This is a genomic window from Winogradskyella eckloniae (assembly GCF_013249045.1).
Classification (GTDB): domain Bacteria; phylum Bacteroidota; class Bacteroidia; order Flavobacteriales; family Flavobacteriaceae; genus Winogradskyella; species Winogradskyella eckloniae.
Genome location: NZ_JABRWP010000001.1, coordinates 621,464 through 637,278 on the forward strand (window position 1 = coordinate 621,464; position 15,815 = coordinate 637,278).

The window sequence follows — 15,815 nt, forward strand, 5'->3', positions numbered from 1 at the left end:
TGTTAAAGTAAGTTGTATTTCGTTATTTTTAATGTGGCTATAGTGCCTTTCTGTATTTCGGACTGATAATTTAAGGATGCTTTTAGCTTTTTTGATAAGGCTTTCATCAATGTAATTCCAAATGATGTATTTTTTATTTCACCTTCAAATCCTTTGCCATTATCAATTACGTTGAGGATTAGGTTCTCAGCATCTTTATAGAACTTTATAATTATTTTACTTTCTTCAGTGACTTCATCAAAGGCATGTTTAAGCGTATTGACAATTAGTTCGTTTAAAATTAGTCCTATCGGTGTTGTAGTTTCAATGTCTAAAACCAAAGGTTCAATGTCAAGTTCGTAAGAAATAGGTTGAGATTTGAACTGATGACTTTCAAAAATATCAGTGACCAAATCATTAAAATAATCTTTGGTGTTTATTCCAATCAATTCGTCTTTGTTGTATAATCTTTGATGTATTAAAACCATAGAGCGGACTCTGTTTTCGGCTTCTTTTATAGCAATTTTGGCTTCTTTATCTTCTACGTTTTCAGATTGTAAATACAATAAACTAGACACAATCTGAAAACTGTTTTTTACACGATGATGTGTTTCTTTTAATAATATATTTTTTTCGTCTACCGATGCTTCCAACAATTTTTTCTGTTTAGAAAGTTTATTGCTCTGCTTTTTATTTTTGTAAAAGAAGAAACTCAAAACTAAAACCAACAATAAGCCTAATGCAGCCAAGTAAGAATATAGCTTGCTTTGTTTTTCTTTGGCTTGAAGTGCTACAGCATTGAGTTCTTCTGTTTTATTAAACTCGTACTGCATTTCTTGCTGTGTTTGTTTCTTAATGTTATTAGCATTAAAAATAGAATCATTAGCCTTTGTGTATAGTTCGTAGTTTTCTAATGCTAAATTGTATTTTCCAGTTGCTTTATAAGCTTTAGCAAGGCATTCACATGCTTCGGAGGTTAATTCTATATTTCCGATTTTTAAGGCAATGTCCTTGGCTTCATTACAATTCTTAATGGCTAAGTCGTAATTTTCTGTTTCAATAAAAAGGTTGCCAAGATAATTTTTTGCAATCGTCAAATTTTCAGAAATAGCAGCCTTTTCATAGTAGTTATGCGCTTCATACAGGTTGGTTAAAGCTTCGTCGTAATTTTTTAATTTAGAATGAGCGTTGCCTATATTCAATGACGAATTCATTAAAGAGCGTATAGGAGCTTTCCCTTTTTCTTTAAATATCTTTCCTTCTTCAAAATGATCTAAGGCCTTTTGGTTATCCCCTTGATTTAATAGCATTTCCCCTTTATTTGAGATAATAATGCCTGCATTTACATAAGATTTTAAAGCAATTGCCCCTTGGTAAGCGTTATCATAATAAATCGAAGCTTTATCAAATTCCTTCATTTGATTGTAAAAATTTGCTAATAAATTATTGAGTACACAGCTTTCACCGTTAAACTTTCGTCGTTGGGATTCATCTAGGTTTAAGGTGTCAATCTTATCTAATGCTTTTTTTGAATTTAATGCAGTAGCAAGTGCTAAAGGAATGTTGCCTTGTTTTTTGTAAATACCGCTTTTAGTCATTAAACTCGTAGCACGTAAAAAAGGCATGGTTGCATCGTTAATATGCGTAATGGATTTGTCTAAATAATAATCTGAAGAATCTAATTGACTGTTGTAATAAAAGTAATTTCCTAATGAGTAATATGAGTTTGCAAATTGTTTATTGTCATTGTTAGCTTTAGAAATCTCAATGGCCTTATCAATTAAAACACGTGTATCTTTAGAGTATCGAAGCTTACCTGCATTACTGGTAAGCACTCTTATTTTTTCAAAATCATCATCATAAGTATCAACAATGTTAACTAAGGAGTCAATTATTTTTTGTTTGTCAGTGGAATATTGAGCATATACTAAGGTAGAAAAGCATAACAGGAAAAAAAGGGAATAGAACTTCAAAATATTAAGCGTATTTTTTGGTTTGGTATCTACAATATACCTATTTTCTTTTGTTCAATGAAATGTTGTTCTTATTCAGAGGTATTATAAATTTGAATTTATCGTAACCACGATCGAATTCTGGCAGAAATATTTAGAGTAACCTTTAACACTTTCATAAGATATGTAGAAGTACATATCCTTAAATTTGCAGTCTTAAATAACTTAGATGATGCGTTGGATAATTTTTGCCGTAATATTTATAATTTTAACGATATATGGTTTTCAGGCCATTAAAACGGTCACAAAGCATACTTGGGTTTATTATGTTTTCTTTACGTTAGCCTTTATTATAGTCGGTAATTTTATTTATCAATTTGTTCTAGGAAATGAAGGTAGAGTGTTAACACCTTACAAGAGTTATGCGTTTGGTTTTTTACTCACCTTTATGGCGTTTAATTTAGTGTTAACGCTGATATTATTTGGGGAAGATCTCATAAGAGGAGTCGTTGGACTTTATCAAAAATTGGCCACCAAGAATTCTACATTTTATATGCCATCTCGAAGAAAATTTGTGAGTCAGATAGCATTGGGATTAGCTGCAATTCCGTTTACGTCTTTGCTTTATGGCATGTATAAAGGGAAATATAACTTTAGAGTGCTTAATTATACGTTGCATTTTGAAGATTTACCAGAGGCTTTTGATGGTTATAGAATAACTCAAATTAGCGATATTCATTCTGGTAGCTTTGAAAATAAGGAGAAGATTGAATATGCCATTGACCTCATAAATGATCAAAAATCAGATCTTATTTTATTTACAGGAGATATGGTTAATAACAAAGCCTCTGAGATGTTACCTTGGAAAGATACCTTTGGAAGGTTGAAAGCTAAAGATGGTAAGTATTCTGTTTTAGGAAACCATGATTATGGTGATTATGTAGATTGGAATACGGCACAAGAAAAACAACAGAATCTCGAGCAATTAAAAACCATTCAAAAAGATATTGGATTCAATTTGTTATTAAATGAAAGTAGGTACCTCGAACGCAATGGGCAGCGATTGGCTTTAATTGGTGTAGAGAATTGGGGAACAGGAGGATTTAAGCAAGCAGGCGATTTAAAAAAAGCTTCAAAATTAATTGATAAAGACGACTTTAAAATATTAATGACGCACGATCCTAGTCATTGGGAAGCCGAAGTACTTAAAGATCCTAAACATTACCATTTAACATTAAGTGGTCATACCCATGGAATGCAATTTGGAATTGAAATACCAGGTTGGATAAAATGGAGTCCTGCCAAATGGAGATATAAGCAATGGGCAGGAATATATACAGAACTTGGTCAGCATATCAACGTAAATAGAGGTTTTGGTTATTTAGGATATCCAGGTCGTGTTGGGATTTGGCCAGAAATTACAGTGATTGAGCTCAAAAAAGGATCTAAAAGTGCATAATTGTAAAGAATTGCTTATTTTTATGATAGAAGTACCTTGCTTATATATTGAGCATATTCAATTTTAAGGTAGAAGTACATATTTATTTGACTAAAACTATAGCGTATGTCAAAATTTGGAGAATTAATAGATGTTGAAATTCCTGTTCTTTTGGATTTTTATACCGAAGGAAACGAAGAGTCTATTGCCATGCATTCGATACTTCGAGATGTTGCGGCAACTTTGGGTGATAAAGCTAAAGTTATTAAGATTGATGTGGATAAGAATATGGAGCTTGCCGAAGCTTTAAGAGTAAAAGGATTACCAACTTTAATTATTTATAAAGATGGCGAAATGAAGTGGCGACATAGCGGTGTAGAAAACACCAATAGACTCATTGAGATAATTCAGGAATTTGTATAAGTAAATCTCTATTTTGTTGTAAGCCTTTAAAACTAAACCCTTTTTTGCTATAATTATCCAATACTTTTGGTAGCGCATATTTTAGATTAGGAAATGCTTTTACGCTATCATGAAAAACAACAATACTGCCTTCTTTAGCTGTTGTTATAACATTTTTTAAACAAGATGCTTTAGAAACGGTTACGTCCCAATCATAAGACAAGACATCCCATAATATAATGGTATAGCCTAAAGACTGAATTTGCTTGCTCTGTTTCGCTTTAAACTTGCCGTATGGTGGTCGGAATAATTTTAAATGAGACGCGTAATCAGCAGATGTGGCAGCACGTATTAACGCTTGAGTTTTTTTTATATCTTCTACGTATTCATCAGTGTTACACCTCCAGCCTTTGAGGTGGTTAAACGTATGATTGCCTACGGAATGTCCACCATTTAGGATGCGATTAAAAATATCTGGATGTTTTTCTATATTATTTCCAATACAAAAGAATGTGGCTTTTGCATTATATGTTTTTAAAGTTTTAAGTACCCAATCCGTGATCTCTGGAGTGGGTCCATCATCAAACGTTAAATACAGTTCTTTCTTTTTAGTATTAATATTCCAAATAAAATTTGGAAACCATGTTTTTACAAAGTCGGGTGTTTTCGCCGGAATAATTTGCATGACCTATTAATTACTAGGAGCAATTTTGTCTATAGTATCTTTTATGGCGTTTTGAATATCTACATCATTTGGGATTTCTTCTGGTTCTCCATTACCATATAAATCCATTAAATCATCAAATAAGCTTAAATAACTATTAAACGTTTTAGTTTCTTGCATAGCAAATTCTTGGTCGTTGTAAATAACTAATATATCTATAAGCGATCTATAACGTTGTATATCTAAATAGATATCTTCACCTACCACTTGATCTTGGTCTTCTAGCGATAAACTGCTATAGTAGGCTAAATTTTCTTGGTATTTTTTAGCTACGTCTTTATATAAAGAACGACCTTTCTCTTTGTTTCCTACTTCATAATAAGCACTGACATATGGTTCTAATAACGAATAAAAACCAAATTTGTCTACAGGCATTTTTTCCATTGCTATATCTGCAATTTCTTCAGCCTTTTCTAATTGGTCTTCATTGATAAGTTGTTCAATTAAACGGGCTAAATTTCCTCTATAAGTAATACCATTTCTTCGGGTTTCAATATCATAATACATATCTTCTCCACTTCCTCCCCATTGCCAATTCTTAACCATATCATACATTAAGTCGGGATCAACTCGTCCCATATCATAAGGATTTGCTTGGTCTACAGGTGTTTTTATAGGTACCAATTTGTAGCACATTCCGTCTAATTGTAAGTAATCTTTTAACCAAACATAATCTTCGGCCCCAAAAGCACCTCCAGTAAAATAAATTGGGCGTTCCCAATTATTGTTAGCAAGAATATCTAACATTAATAGACGGTTTTTGTATAAATAGCCACCACTAATTCTCGTAAATAAATAGTCTTCTATTTTATCGGCATCTTTTGGTTTTACGATCCCATTTTTTAGTACCATTTCTTTGTTTACTGGTATACTTATATTTCGGGATGGATAGTAATTAGAACTAAGCAAGTGTTTAGGATAACGACTTGGGTCATCTTGCTGTGCTTCAACCACAAATTTAACTTTTGTATTCGGTTTTTCACTAGACACAAAATCCATAAATTGTTTAATGTCTAAAGTATCTCTAGCAATACGTTCATTAATTTCTTTATAAGCTACAACATCACGAGTGCCGCCTCTATATTGTTTGTGCGTAAGTTGTGAAGGTATAGGATCACTATCATAAGCCTTGCGCTTCATTTGATCGATGTACCAGTCTGTTTGAAATAAGCTTGTGTTTATAACGCGGACATCTCGTCTTACACCTTCTATTTCTTGTAGATACCAAAGCGGAAATGTGTCATTGTCACCAATTGTAAAGAGAATAGCATTTGGTGCGCAAGATTCTAAATATTTCCTTGCCATAGAATTTGTCGTGTACTTCCCTGAGCGATCGTGATCATCCCAATTGTTGGCTGCTAATATACCAGGTACCAAAACGATGCATGCTAAAGTAATGATTGGCACAAGCCATTTAGTTTTAAAACTCGATTTTAGTAAATCATAAATGGCATATACACCAAACCCAATCCAGATGGCAAAGACATAAAAAGAACCGACTACAGAATAATCTCTTTCACGTGGTTCAAAAGGGCGTATGTTAGTGTAAAATTGAATCGCTAGTCCTGTGAGTAGGAAGAAAACAAGTAAAACCCAAAAACGTTTTAAATCCGAATTCATTAAGAAGAAAAATCCAATAAGCCCTAAGATTAGTGGTAAGAAATAATAGGTGTTTCTAGATTTGTTTTCTAAAACATCAGTTGGAAGATTATCTTGAGACATTCCAATATGCCAAGAGTCTATCGCATTAATTCCTGAAATCCAATTTCCATTTTTATGAGTATATCTACCTTGAATATCATCTTGTCTTCCTGTAAAATTCCACATAAAATATCGCCAATACATGTAGCCAAATTGGTATTGAAACATGTACATGGTGTTGTCAAAAAACGATGGTTTTTCTATTTCTAAATATTGTTGTCCGTAACGGCTTAAAAATTGATTGTAGTCTTCATAATCAATTTCGTGGTTGGCAACACGCATTTTAAAATCATTAACAAGTTGGTCAATTTGTTGTTTTTCTCTAAGCGCATATTGTGAGGATTGTTCTTCAGATAAACCTGCATTCATCGCTTCATTATAAGCACGAGATTGTAAGGTAGGATCTGCTTTGAATTCTATTAAACCCGTAAACATCATATAGTTTTCTGCATGTTCAGAACTCCACATTCTAGGTAAAATAGAGGCATGTTCATGGTTGTAGTTTTGTTTACTTTTTTCCCAGTCATTGATAATAACATATTCCCCTTTTTCTTCGTCTTTTTCAAAATTCTTCTTATCGTCTACAAAAGGTTCGTCTTTATCAGCACCAGAATATGCTTCAGTAAATTGAGGGCCATAAAAAAGATGTGTTTCTGGGTATTGCTCTAAGTTATAATAGGCTAAAAGTTCTCTGGCATCTGATGGGTTGTTTTCATTAATAACGACTTGTGCATTTGCACGTATTGGTAACATCATCCAAGATGAAAAACCAATAAAGATAAACATTAAGCTCAGCACTAAAGTGTTGACGTGTTTGTAGTCTTTTTTTCGTGTATAGTTTAAGCCAAAGTAAAATAAACCTATGACCATTAATCCTGTGATAATAGTACCAGAATTAAAAGGTAAACCAATAGAATTCACAAAGAATACCTCTAGGTAACCAAAAAGTTTAAGTGTGGATGGCAATAATAATTTAAAAATAAACAGTAAAATAGCAGCAGAGGCTATGTTAGCAATAATGAAATTTTTAACAGTGATGGTTTTGTAGTTCTTAAAGTAATAAAGGAGTCCAATGGCAGGTATGGTCAGTAAGCCCATAAAGTGCACACCAAAAGACAGACCAATTACAAAGGCAATAAGAATTAACCAGCGATTGCCTCTTGGTTGATTCATTTCTTGTTCCCAACGTAAGCCTAAATAAAATAATACGGCCATTATTAAAGTAGCCATGGCATAAACTTCGGTTTCAACAGCATTAAACCAAAAGGAATCTGTAAACGTAAAAGCTAAACTACCAACTAAAGCACTACCTAATATGGCATAGGCCTTACTTGGACTATCTTCTTTTTGGTAGTTCACCAGTTTTACCAATAGTAAACTAATGGTCCAAAACATAAAGAGTATAGTAAACGCACTTGCCACACCACTCATCATATTCATTATCATACCAATTTGAGACGGCTCTAAAGCAAACATGGAGAAAAATGCACCAAACATTTGAAACAAAGGTGCTCCAGGAGGATGACCTACTTGCAGTTTTGATGAGGTTAATATGTATTCTCCAGCATCCCAAAAACTTACTGTCGGTTCAATTGTTAGTCCGTAAACAATAACGGCTACTGTAAAAACAAACCACCCTAAGATGTTGTTCCACTTTTTAAAGTTAAAATCTGTCATGAAAACCTTACTAATTAATGCAGGCGAATTTACTAATTATTACCCAAAACCCTACAGTTTTAAGTTAACGTTAAGTATTTTAAATAATTTTTCGATTTTTTTTTGTTGAAATAAAACTTTGTATTAAATTTGCAGCCTCAATTAAGAGATTGGCCTATGGTGTAACTGGCTAACACATCGGTTTTTGGTACCGAAGAGTCTAGGTTCGAAACCTAGTAGGCCAACCAAAATTTAAATCCTAATCATTTTTATGATTAGGATTTTTTTATTTTGAATAAAGTTATACCCTAGATTTTAAATGTAATAACAGGGCGTTTTGCATGGTTTACTAAGTCTTCACTAATACTACCATTAAAGAAATGAGCAATGCCTTGTCTTCCATGTGTACTTATACCAATTAAGTCGGCATTAATATCTTTTGAGAAATTTAAAATACCATGTTCTACAGTCGTGTCGTTGTGTATCGTAATGGTGTAATTGTCAAATTCTTGTCCAGAAATAAAATCTTTGATTCTAGAATTGGCCTCATAGGTTGTCATAAAATTGCTCGAGGTAATTACTAAAAGTAAATGAATTTTTGAGCCAAATGCTTTTGCAAATTTTACGGCTTGTTTATAGGTTTCTTTGTTGTCGTTCTTAAAGTCAGAAGCAAATACAAAATCCGAAACTTCAAAGCTTTGATGCTCATTTTTAATAACTAAAACAGGAACGTCAGATGTTCTTACTACTTTTTCAGCGTTAGAGCCAACAAACATCTCCATAAGACCTGATGCGCCATGAGAGCCCATTACAATCAGATCAATGTCAAACTCTTTACAAGATTCTTTAATTTCATTAAAGGTAACATCCGCTTTAACAGTTTCATGTACTTTGATGCCTTTGAGATAATCTTCAGCCATTAAGTTTTCAAACCTCTTCTGAGCTAATTTCATGAAAAATAACGTTTCAGGAATATCGCTTTGAGAACTCCCTTGGTCGTTTTGTTGCAAAGGAATTTCCATCATGTGCAATAAATAAATCTCGGCATTATGTGCTTTAGCAAGCATTGCTGCTACCTTTAGTGCATTGCCTGCTTGCTCTGAAAAATCCGTTGGAACTAATATTTTATTCATATATAATTGATTTATGTTTAGTCCCAATAAATTTAAGAAAATAATTCCATATTACGAAGCTTGGTTAATTTAATATAAATGTCGTATATTTGCACAGTTATTTACTAAAAATGAATAAGCGAGAGGACGAAAAGTCCTCTCTTTTTATATCAAAAAATGTTTAAAAAAATAGTAGAAGACTTATTGCAAACTGCCCTTGATGAAAGACAAGATTTATTTTTAATAGATTTTAGTGTTTCTAATGATAATGCTATAAAAATTATTATCGATGGTGATAATGGAGTTTTAGTAGAGGATTGCATGTTTATAAGCAGAGCAATAGAACATAACATTGATAGAGAGGAACACGATTTCTCTTTAGAGGTTTTATCTTCTGGCGCAGCGACACCTTTAGTTTTACCAAGACAATATACAAAGCATGTTGGTAGACATTTAGAAATTAAAACGTTAGATAGTCATAATTTTGAGGGTGAGCTTACAGCAGTAAACGAGCAAGAGGTGGTTTTAAGTTGGAAAGCAAGAGAGCCTAAACCAGTAGGTAAAGGAAAAGTAACAGTAACCAAAACAGCAACTGTTGCCTTTAAAAATATTAAAGAAGCAAAAGTTAAAATAAAATTTTAATTCATATCAATTATGGAAAATGTAGCGTTAATTGAGTCATTTTCAGAATTTAAAGACGACAAATTAATAGATAGAGTTACGCTGATGGCAATTCTTGAAGATGTGTTACGTAATGCATTAAAAAAGAAGTATGGTGATGATGATAACTTTGATATCATTATAAATCCAGATAAAGGTGATTTAGAAATTTGGAGAAACCGAATCGTTGTTGCCGATGGTGAAGTGGAAGAGCCAAATCAAGAAATAGAATTGTCAGAAGCACAGAAAATAGAGCCCGATTTTGAAGTTGGTGAAGACGTTGCTGAAGAAGTGAAATTGATAGACCTTGGAAGACGTTCTATCTTAGCATTAAGACAAAACTTAATATCTAAGATTCACGAGCACGATAATACAAATATTTACAAGCACTTTAAAGAACTAGAAGGCGAGATTTATACGGCAGAGGTTCACCATATTCGTCATAGAGCAATTATTTTATTAGATGATGATGGTAACGAAATTATTCTGCCAAAAGACAAACAAATTCCTTCAGATTTCTTTAGAAAAGGTGAAAATGTAAGAGGAATTATTGAAAGTGTAGAGCTAAAAGGAAGTAAGCCTGCAATTATCATGTCTAGAACATCTCCAATATTTCTTGAGAAGTTATTTGAACAAGAAATACCAGAAGTATTTGATGGTTTAATTACAGTTAAAAAAGTAGTTCGTATTCCTGGAGAAAAAGCAAAAGTAGCAGTAGATTCTTATGATGATAGAATTGATCCTGTAGGAGCATGTGTAGGTATGAAGGGTTCAAGAATTCACGGTATTGTACGTGAATTAGGAAATGAAAATATAGATGTAATAAATTACACTAATAATATTCAACTTTTTGTGACAAGAGCATTAAGTCCAGCAAGAGTAACTTCGTTAAAATTAGATGAAGAAAACATGCGTGCTGAAGTGTTGTTAAAACCAGAAGAGGTTTCTAAAGCTATTGGTAGAGGAGGTCATAACATTCGTTTGGCTGGCCAATTAACAGGTTACGAAATTGATGTGTTTAGAGAAGGTGCAGAAGAAGATGTAGAATTAAAGGAATTCTCAGATGAGATAGAAGGTTGGGTAATTTCAGAATTTAGTAAAGCTGGTTTAGATACAGCTAAGAGTATTTTAGAACAAGACGTTAACGATTTAGTGAAACGTACAGATTTAGAAGAAGAAACGATTTTAGACGTTATCAGAATTCTAAAAGAAGAATTTGAAGATTAAATATCGGTTAAATTTTAAATGAATTTAAAAATTCATTTTGAAGTTGAATTGGTATAACATATATTTAAGTATTTTACAGGCAGTTTATGGCTCAAATGACAAGATTAAATAAAGTATTAAGGGAATTAAATATCTCTATAGATCGTGCTGTGGATTTTTTAGAATCCAAAGGTATAGAGATAGAGAAAAGTCCTAATACTAAAATTTCGCAAGACGTATATGATACGCTTTCTGATGAATTTCAGACAGATGCATCAAAACGTGAAAAAGCTCAAGAGGTTAGTGAAGCAAAACTTAAGGAAAAAGAAGAGCTTCGTGAACAAAGAGAACGCGAAATTGAGGAAAAGCAAAAACAAAAAGCCGAAAGAGAGTCTGTGGTTAAGGCTAAAGCCGAAATATCTGGCCCAAAGCAAGTTGGGAAAATAGACTTAGAAAATAAGGCTAAGGCTGAAAAAGAAGAGGAAGCAAAAGCACCTGAGGTAAAAGAAGAGCCTAAAGCCGAACAGCCAAAAGCAGAAGAAATACCTGTTAAGGAAGAGGTTAAAAAGGTAGAAAAAGCTAAAGAAGAGACACCAATAGAGAAGGTTATTAAGGCAGACAAAGCTAAGAAAACCGAATCTAAAGTAGTATCTAAAAAAGAAACAGAAGACACTGCACCTGCCGAGCCAGCAGAAGAAACAATTAAAACGCAGTACAAAAAACTATCAGGCCCTAATATCACTGGTAAAAAAATAGATTTATCACAATTTAACAAGCCTAAAAAGAAAAAAGAAGAGAAGCCAGCTGGTGATGCTAATAAGCGTAAAAGACGTAGAATTAGTAAAGGTGGTAATGATGCAGGAGGAAAACCTAAATTTGATAATAGACGAGGCGGAAAAGGCCGTGGTGGAAACGCTAGACCAAAAGTGGTAAAGGAAGAGCCTACAGAAGAAGATGTTAAAAAGCAAATTAGAGAAACCCTAGAGAAATTACAGGGTAAATCTAATAAAGGAAAAGGGGCTAAATACAGAAGAGATAAACGTGATCAGCACAGAGAACAATCTGAAATCGATCAAGAAATCGCTGCAGCAGAAAGTAAAACCATTAAAGTAACTGAGTTTGTTACCGTTAGTGAAATTGCAACGATGATGGAAGTTGGTGTCACGCAAGTTATTTCAGCATGTATGTCATTAGGTATGATGGTAACCATGAACCAAAGACTAGATGCCGAAACATTAACTATAGTTGCAGAAGAATTTGGTTATGATGTAGAGTTTATTACTGCAGGTATTGAAGAGTCTATTGAAGAAGTAGAAGATAAGCCAGAAGATTTAGAGCCAAGAGCACCAATTGTTACCGTAATGGGACACGTTGATCATGGTAAAACTTCATTATTAGATTACATACGTGAAGAAAATGTAATTGCTGGAGAATCAGGTGGTATTACACAGCACATTGGCGCCTATGGCGTAGAATTGTCAGATGGTCAAAAAATAGCATTCTTAGATACACCAGGTCACGAAGCGTTTACAGCGATGCGTGCTCGTGGTGCTCAAGTAACAGATATTGCAATTATTGTAGTTGCTGCCGATGATGCTATAATGCCGCAAACTAAAGAAGCAATTTCTCATGCGCAAGCAGCAGGAGTTCCTATTGTTTTTGCAATAAATAAAATAGATAAGCCAGATGCTAACCCAGAAAAGGTAAAAGAGCAATTGGCACAAATGAACCTTTTAGTAGAAGATTGGGGTGGAAAAATTCAATCACATGATATTTCTGCTAAAATGGGAACAGGAGTTAAGGAATTACTAGAGAAAGTATTGCTAGAAGCGGAGCTGTTAGAATTAAAAGCTAATCCAAATAAAGCGGCAAGCGGAACTGTAGTAGAGGCGTATTTAGATAAAGGAAGAGGGTATGTGTCAACCATATTGGTTCAGGCAGGTACGTTAAGAGTAGGTGATTATGTCTTAGCTGGTAAGAATAGTGGTAAGGTAAAAGCTATGCAAGATGAGCGTGGGCATGATGTTGATAAAGCAGGTCCAGCAACTCCAGTGTCTATCTTAGGATTAGATGGCGCACCGCAAGCAGGTGATAAATTTAATGTATTTGAAGACGAACGTGAAGCAAAACAAATTGCAACAAAACGTACACAATTACAACGTGAGCAATCTGTAAGAACACAACGTCATATTACATTAGATGAAATAGGACGACGAATCGCACTTGGTGACTTCCAAGAATTAAATATTATCTTAAAAGGTGATGTTGACGGTTCTGTTGAAGCCTTGACAGATTCATTCCAGAAGTTATCTACTGAAGAAATTCAAGTTAATATCATACACAAAGGTGTTGGTGCCATTACGGAAAGTGACGTTTTATTAGCCACAGCATCTGATGCCATAATTGTTGGATTTAATGTAAGACCAGTTGGTAATGCAAGAATGATTGCAGACAAAGAGGAAATTGATATCAGAACCTATTCTATTATTTACGCAGCAATAAATGATCTTAAGGATGCTATGGAAGGTATGTTATCTCCAGAAGTAAAAGAAGAAGTTACTGGTACTGCAGAAATTAGAGAAATATTTAAAGTATCTAAAGTAGGAAACATTGCAGGTTGTATGGTAACGAATGGTAAAATCTTTAGAAATTCAGGTATTAGAATTATTAGAGATGGTGTAGTAGTACATACAGGTTCACTAGAAGCTTTAAAACGATTTAAGGATGATGTGAGAGAAGTAACCAAAGGATACGATTGTGGTATGCAAATTAAAGGTTACAATGACATTGCTTTAAATGATGTTATAGAAGCCTTCCAAGAAGTAGAAGTGAAGAAAAAATTAAAGTAATTTAAACGATTATGACATAAAAAAAACCGACAAGAAATTGTCGGTTTTTTTATGTCATAATTTACCTAAATTTAATAGGTTTATTTGTCTAAACGTGGTTGAATGACGTTGGCATTCATATATTTTTTTCTGATTTTTGCCCAAGCTCTATCCGCTTCTAAACGCGTAGCAAAATTACCTACCCAAACCTTATAATTAGGTGTGTTCCATACGATTTCAACTTTCCATTCACTGTAGGAATTTAAAAAGTTAGATTTTTCGCGTTTTGCCTTATCAGGATCAGTGCTATTATAAACTTGAATAGTATATGTTTTAGACGTTTTTATATCCTTCTTATATTCTAATAATTTATCGATGTCACTATCTTGGCTAACTTTAACCTCGCCTTGTTGTGCACTTATAGAAAGCCCTAAAGACAGACACAAAATTATAAGGCCAACTGTTTTATTGTTAATTTTCATAAACTTGTATTTACTGCAAATGTAAAGTTTTCACTGAAATATTTGTTAAATATTTTAGACATTCTATTTGTATTTTATTGCGCTTCAGGTTATCAATAAATGGATAACGAAAATTCATACATCAAAATTTTTCATTTCCATTATTTAGAATTGGTATAAATTATATATTAACAGTTCTCTAAGATTTTCAAAATCGACTTTAAATGTTACTTTTGCGTGAGTTTTTATAAACATCTTTTTTCACATTTTTAATGAAAAAATCGTACCAAAGTTTAGAAGATAATCCAACTTATAATATGAAACAGGTGATTTACTGTGGTTTAACCTCAAAGATATATAGTCTTTGTATTGTACTTTTACTGACGTTTTCAACTTCACTTATCGCTCAAGAAGGTGATCCAGCCAATGGTAAATCGCTTTTTAATTCTAATTGTGCAGCATGTCACAAATTAGATAAGCCAATGACAGGTCCAGCGTTACGTAATGTAGAAGCTAGGTTAGCAGATGAGCAAGGTTTAGATAGAGAATGGCTGTCAGCTTGGATTAGAAATAGTTCTGCGCTTATCAAATCTGGTGATGCGTATGCTAACAAAATTTATAATGAGTATAATGGCGTTGCTATGACGGCATTTCCGCAATTAAGCGATCAAGATATTTCAGATATTTTAGCATATACTGCGGCACCTGCGCCAGCGCCTCCTGTGTCTGCACCAGGAGCAGAAGTTGCTACTGCAGATCAAGGTGGTGTATCAAACAATTTAATTCTTGGAGCGTTAGCATTGTTGTTTGGATTATTAGCTATGGCTTTAGTCTTAGTTAAGCGTACATTAAATCGCTTTGCTGAAGCTAAAGGGATTGAAGTTGTTGCAGAAAACAAAAGAATGCCATTATGGAAGGCGTTTGCTCAAAACCAATTCTTGGTGTTGGTAACTGCAATATTCTTTTTGCTATCGAGTGGGTATTTTGTTTATGGTTATTTAATGCAAGTTGGTGTAGATCAAGGTTACGAGCCGGTTCAGCCAATTCATTATTCACATAGAATACACGCTGGTGATAATGGAATAGATTGTAAATATTGTCACTCGTCTGCCAGAGTTAGTAAAACATCAGGTATACCTTCTTTAAATGTATGTATGAATTGTCATAAGTCAATTTCAGAAGTGGCTCCAGAAACTTTAGCTGAAGGTGAGGCATATGGTGTTAATTACGATGCTGAAATTCAGAAATTATACGATGCAGTTGGATGGGATGGAACGAGTTATACAGGAGAATCTAAACCGGTAAAGTGGATTCGTATTCATAATTTGCCAGATTTCGCTTATTTTAATCACTCACAACATGTTGTGGTTGGTGGAATAGAGTGTCAAACGTGTCACGGTCCTGTTGAGGAGATGGAGATTATGTATCAAGATGCGCCATTAACTATGGGTTGGTGTATTAATTGTCACAGAGAAACTGATGTAAAAGTTAAGGATAATGCCTATTACACTAAAATTCACGAAGAACTATCTAAAAAATATGGTGTTGAGCAGTTGACTGCAGCACAAATGGGTGGTTTGGAATGTGGAAAGTGTCATTATTAATAAATTAGGAATAAATTTAAAGACATACGATACGCTCAATTTATATAAGTTTTAATTTAGCGAATCGGAGTTCAAAACAATCATAAATAAAC

At 33.5% G+C, this 15,815-nt stretch carries 11 protein-coding genes and 1 tRNA gene; 7 read left to right on the forward strand and 5 right to left on the reverse strand.

Features of this window, described 5'->3' with window-relative positions; all coding sequences use genetic code 11:
• Positions 1-2: 2 nt before the first annotated feature.
• The gene (locus tag HNV08_RS02735; protein ID WP_173279568.1) at positions 3-1,952 is read right to left on the reverse strand and encodes a histidine kinase dimerization/phosphoacceptor domain -containing protein; all 1,950 of its coding nucleotides are present in this window, start codon (positions 1,950-1,952) and stop codon (positions 3-5) included.
• Positions 1,953-2,160: 208 nt separating this feature from the next.
• On the opposite strand from HNV08_RS02735, the gene HNV08_RS02740 reads away from it, so the two are divergent.
• Positions 2,161-3,390 (forward strand): metallophosphoesterase, encoded by a 1,230-nt coding sequence (locus HNV08_RS02740; RefSeq protein ID WP_173279569.1) that lies wholly within the window; start codon positions 2,161-2,163, stop codon positions 3,388-3,390.
• 105 nt (positions 3,391-3,495) lie between these two features.
• A complete protein-coding gene (locus tag HNV08_RS02745) occupies positions 3,496-3,792 on the forward strand; it encodes a thioredoxin family protein (protein WP_173279570.1) in 297 nt (98 codons plus the stop codon).
• Here HNV08_RS02745 and HNV08_RS02750 read toward each other — a convergent pair.
• Together HNV08_RS02750 and HNV08_RS02755 are read right to left on the reverse strand one after the other, a co-directional pair.
• Positions 3,764-4,456, reverse strand: coding sequence for a polysaccharide deacetylase family protein (locus HNV08_RS02750; protein ID WP_173279571.1), 693 nt, complete (start codon positions 4,454-4,456; stop codon positions 3,764-3,766). The genes HNV08_RS02745 and HNV08_RS02750 overlap by 29 nt on opposite strands.
• A gap of 6 nt (positions 4,457-4,462) precedes the next feature.
• Positions 4,463-7,873: a glycosyltransferase family 117 protein gene (locus HNV08_RS02755; RefSeq protein ID WP_173279572.1), complete on the reverse strand. Its 3,411-nt coding sequence runs from the start codon at positions 7,871-7,873 to the stop codon at positions 4,463-4,465.
• Between the two features lie 150 nt (positions 7,874-8,023).
• Here HNV08_RS02755 and HNV08_RS02760 point away from each other — a divergent pair.
• Positions 8,024-8,100 (forward strand) — tRNA-Gln (locus HNV08_RS02760).
• Positions 8,101-8,160: 60 nt separating this feature from the next.
• Here HNV08_RS02760 and HNV08_RS02765 read toward each other — a convergent pair.
• Positions 8,161-8,985 carry a universal stress protein gene (locus HNV08_RS02765; protein ID WP_173279573.1) on the reverse strand — a complete coding sequence of 275 codons (825 nt, stop codon included), beginning with the start codon at positions 8,983-8,985 and terminating at the stop codon, positions 8,161-8,163.
• A 156-nt stretch (positions 8,986-9,141) separates the two neighbouring features.
• On the opposite strand from HNV08_RS02765, the gene rimP reads away from it, so the two are divergent.
• The 3 genes from rimP to infB all read left to right on the forward strand — a co-directional run bounded on the left by rimP (position 9,142) and on the right by infB (position 13,679).
• Complete coding sequence (gene rimP, locus HNV08_RS02770; protein WP_173279574.1) at positions 9,142-9,606, forward strand: ribosome assembly cofactor RimP; 465 nt, start codon at positions 9,142-9,144, stop codon at positions 9,604-9,606.
• A gap of 12 nt (positions 9,607-9,618) precedes the next feature.
• Positions 9,619-10,851 carry a transcription termination factor NusA gene (nusA, locus tag HNV08_RS02775; RefSeq protein WP_173279575.1) on the forward strand — a complete coding sequence of 411 codons (1,233 nt, stop codon included), beginning with the start codon at positions 9,619-9,621 and terminating at the stop codon, positions 10,849-10,851.
• A gap of 86 nt (positions 10,852-10,937) precedes the next feature.
• Positions 10,938-13,679 (forward strand): translation initiation factor IF-2, encoded by a 2,742-nt coding sequence (infB, locus tag HNV08_RS02780; protein ID WP_173279576.1) that lies wholly within the window; start codon positions 10,938-10,940, stop codon positions 13,677-13,679.
• Positions 13,680-13,759: 80 nt separating this feature from the next.
• On the opposite strand, the gene HNV08_RS02785 is transcribed toward infB, so the two are convergent.
• Positions 13,760-14,140, reverse strand: a complete 381-nt coding sequence (locus tag HNV08_RS02785) for an SPOR domain-containing protein (protein WP_173279577.1) — start codon at positions 14,138-14,140, stop codon at positions 13,760-13,762.
• A 296-nt stretch (positions 14,141-14,436) separates the two neighbouring features.
• On the opposite strand from HNV08_RS02785, the gene HNV08_RS02790 reads away from it, so the two are divergent.
• Complete coding sequence (locus tag HNV08_RS02790) at positions 14,437-15,723, forward strand: c-type cytochrome (protein WP_173279645.1); 1,287 nt, start codon at positions 14,437-14,439, stop codon at positions 15,721-15,723.
• Positions 15,724-15,815 lie beyond the last annotated feature (92 nt).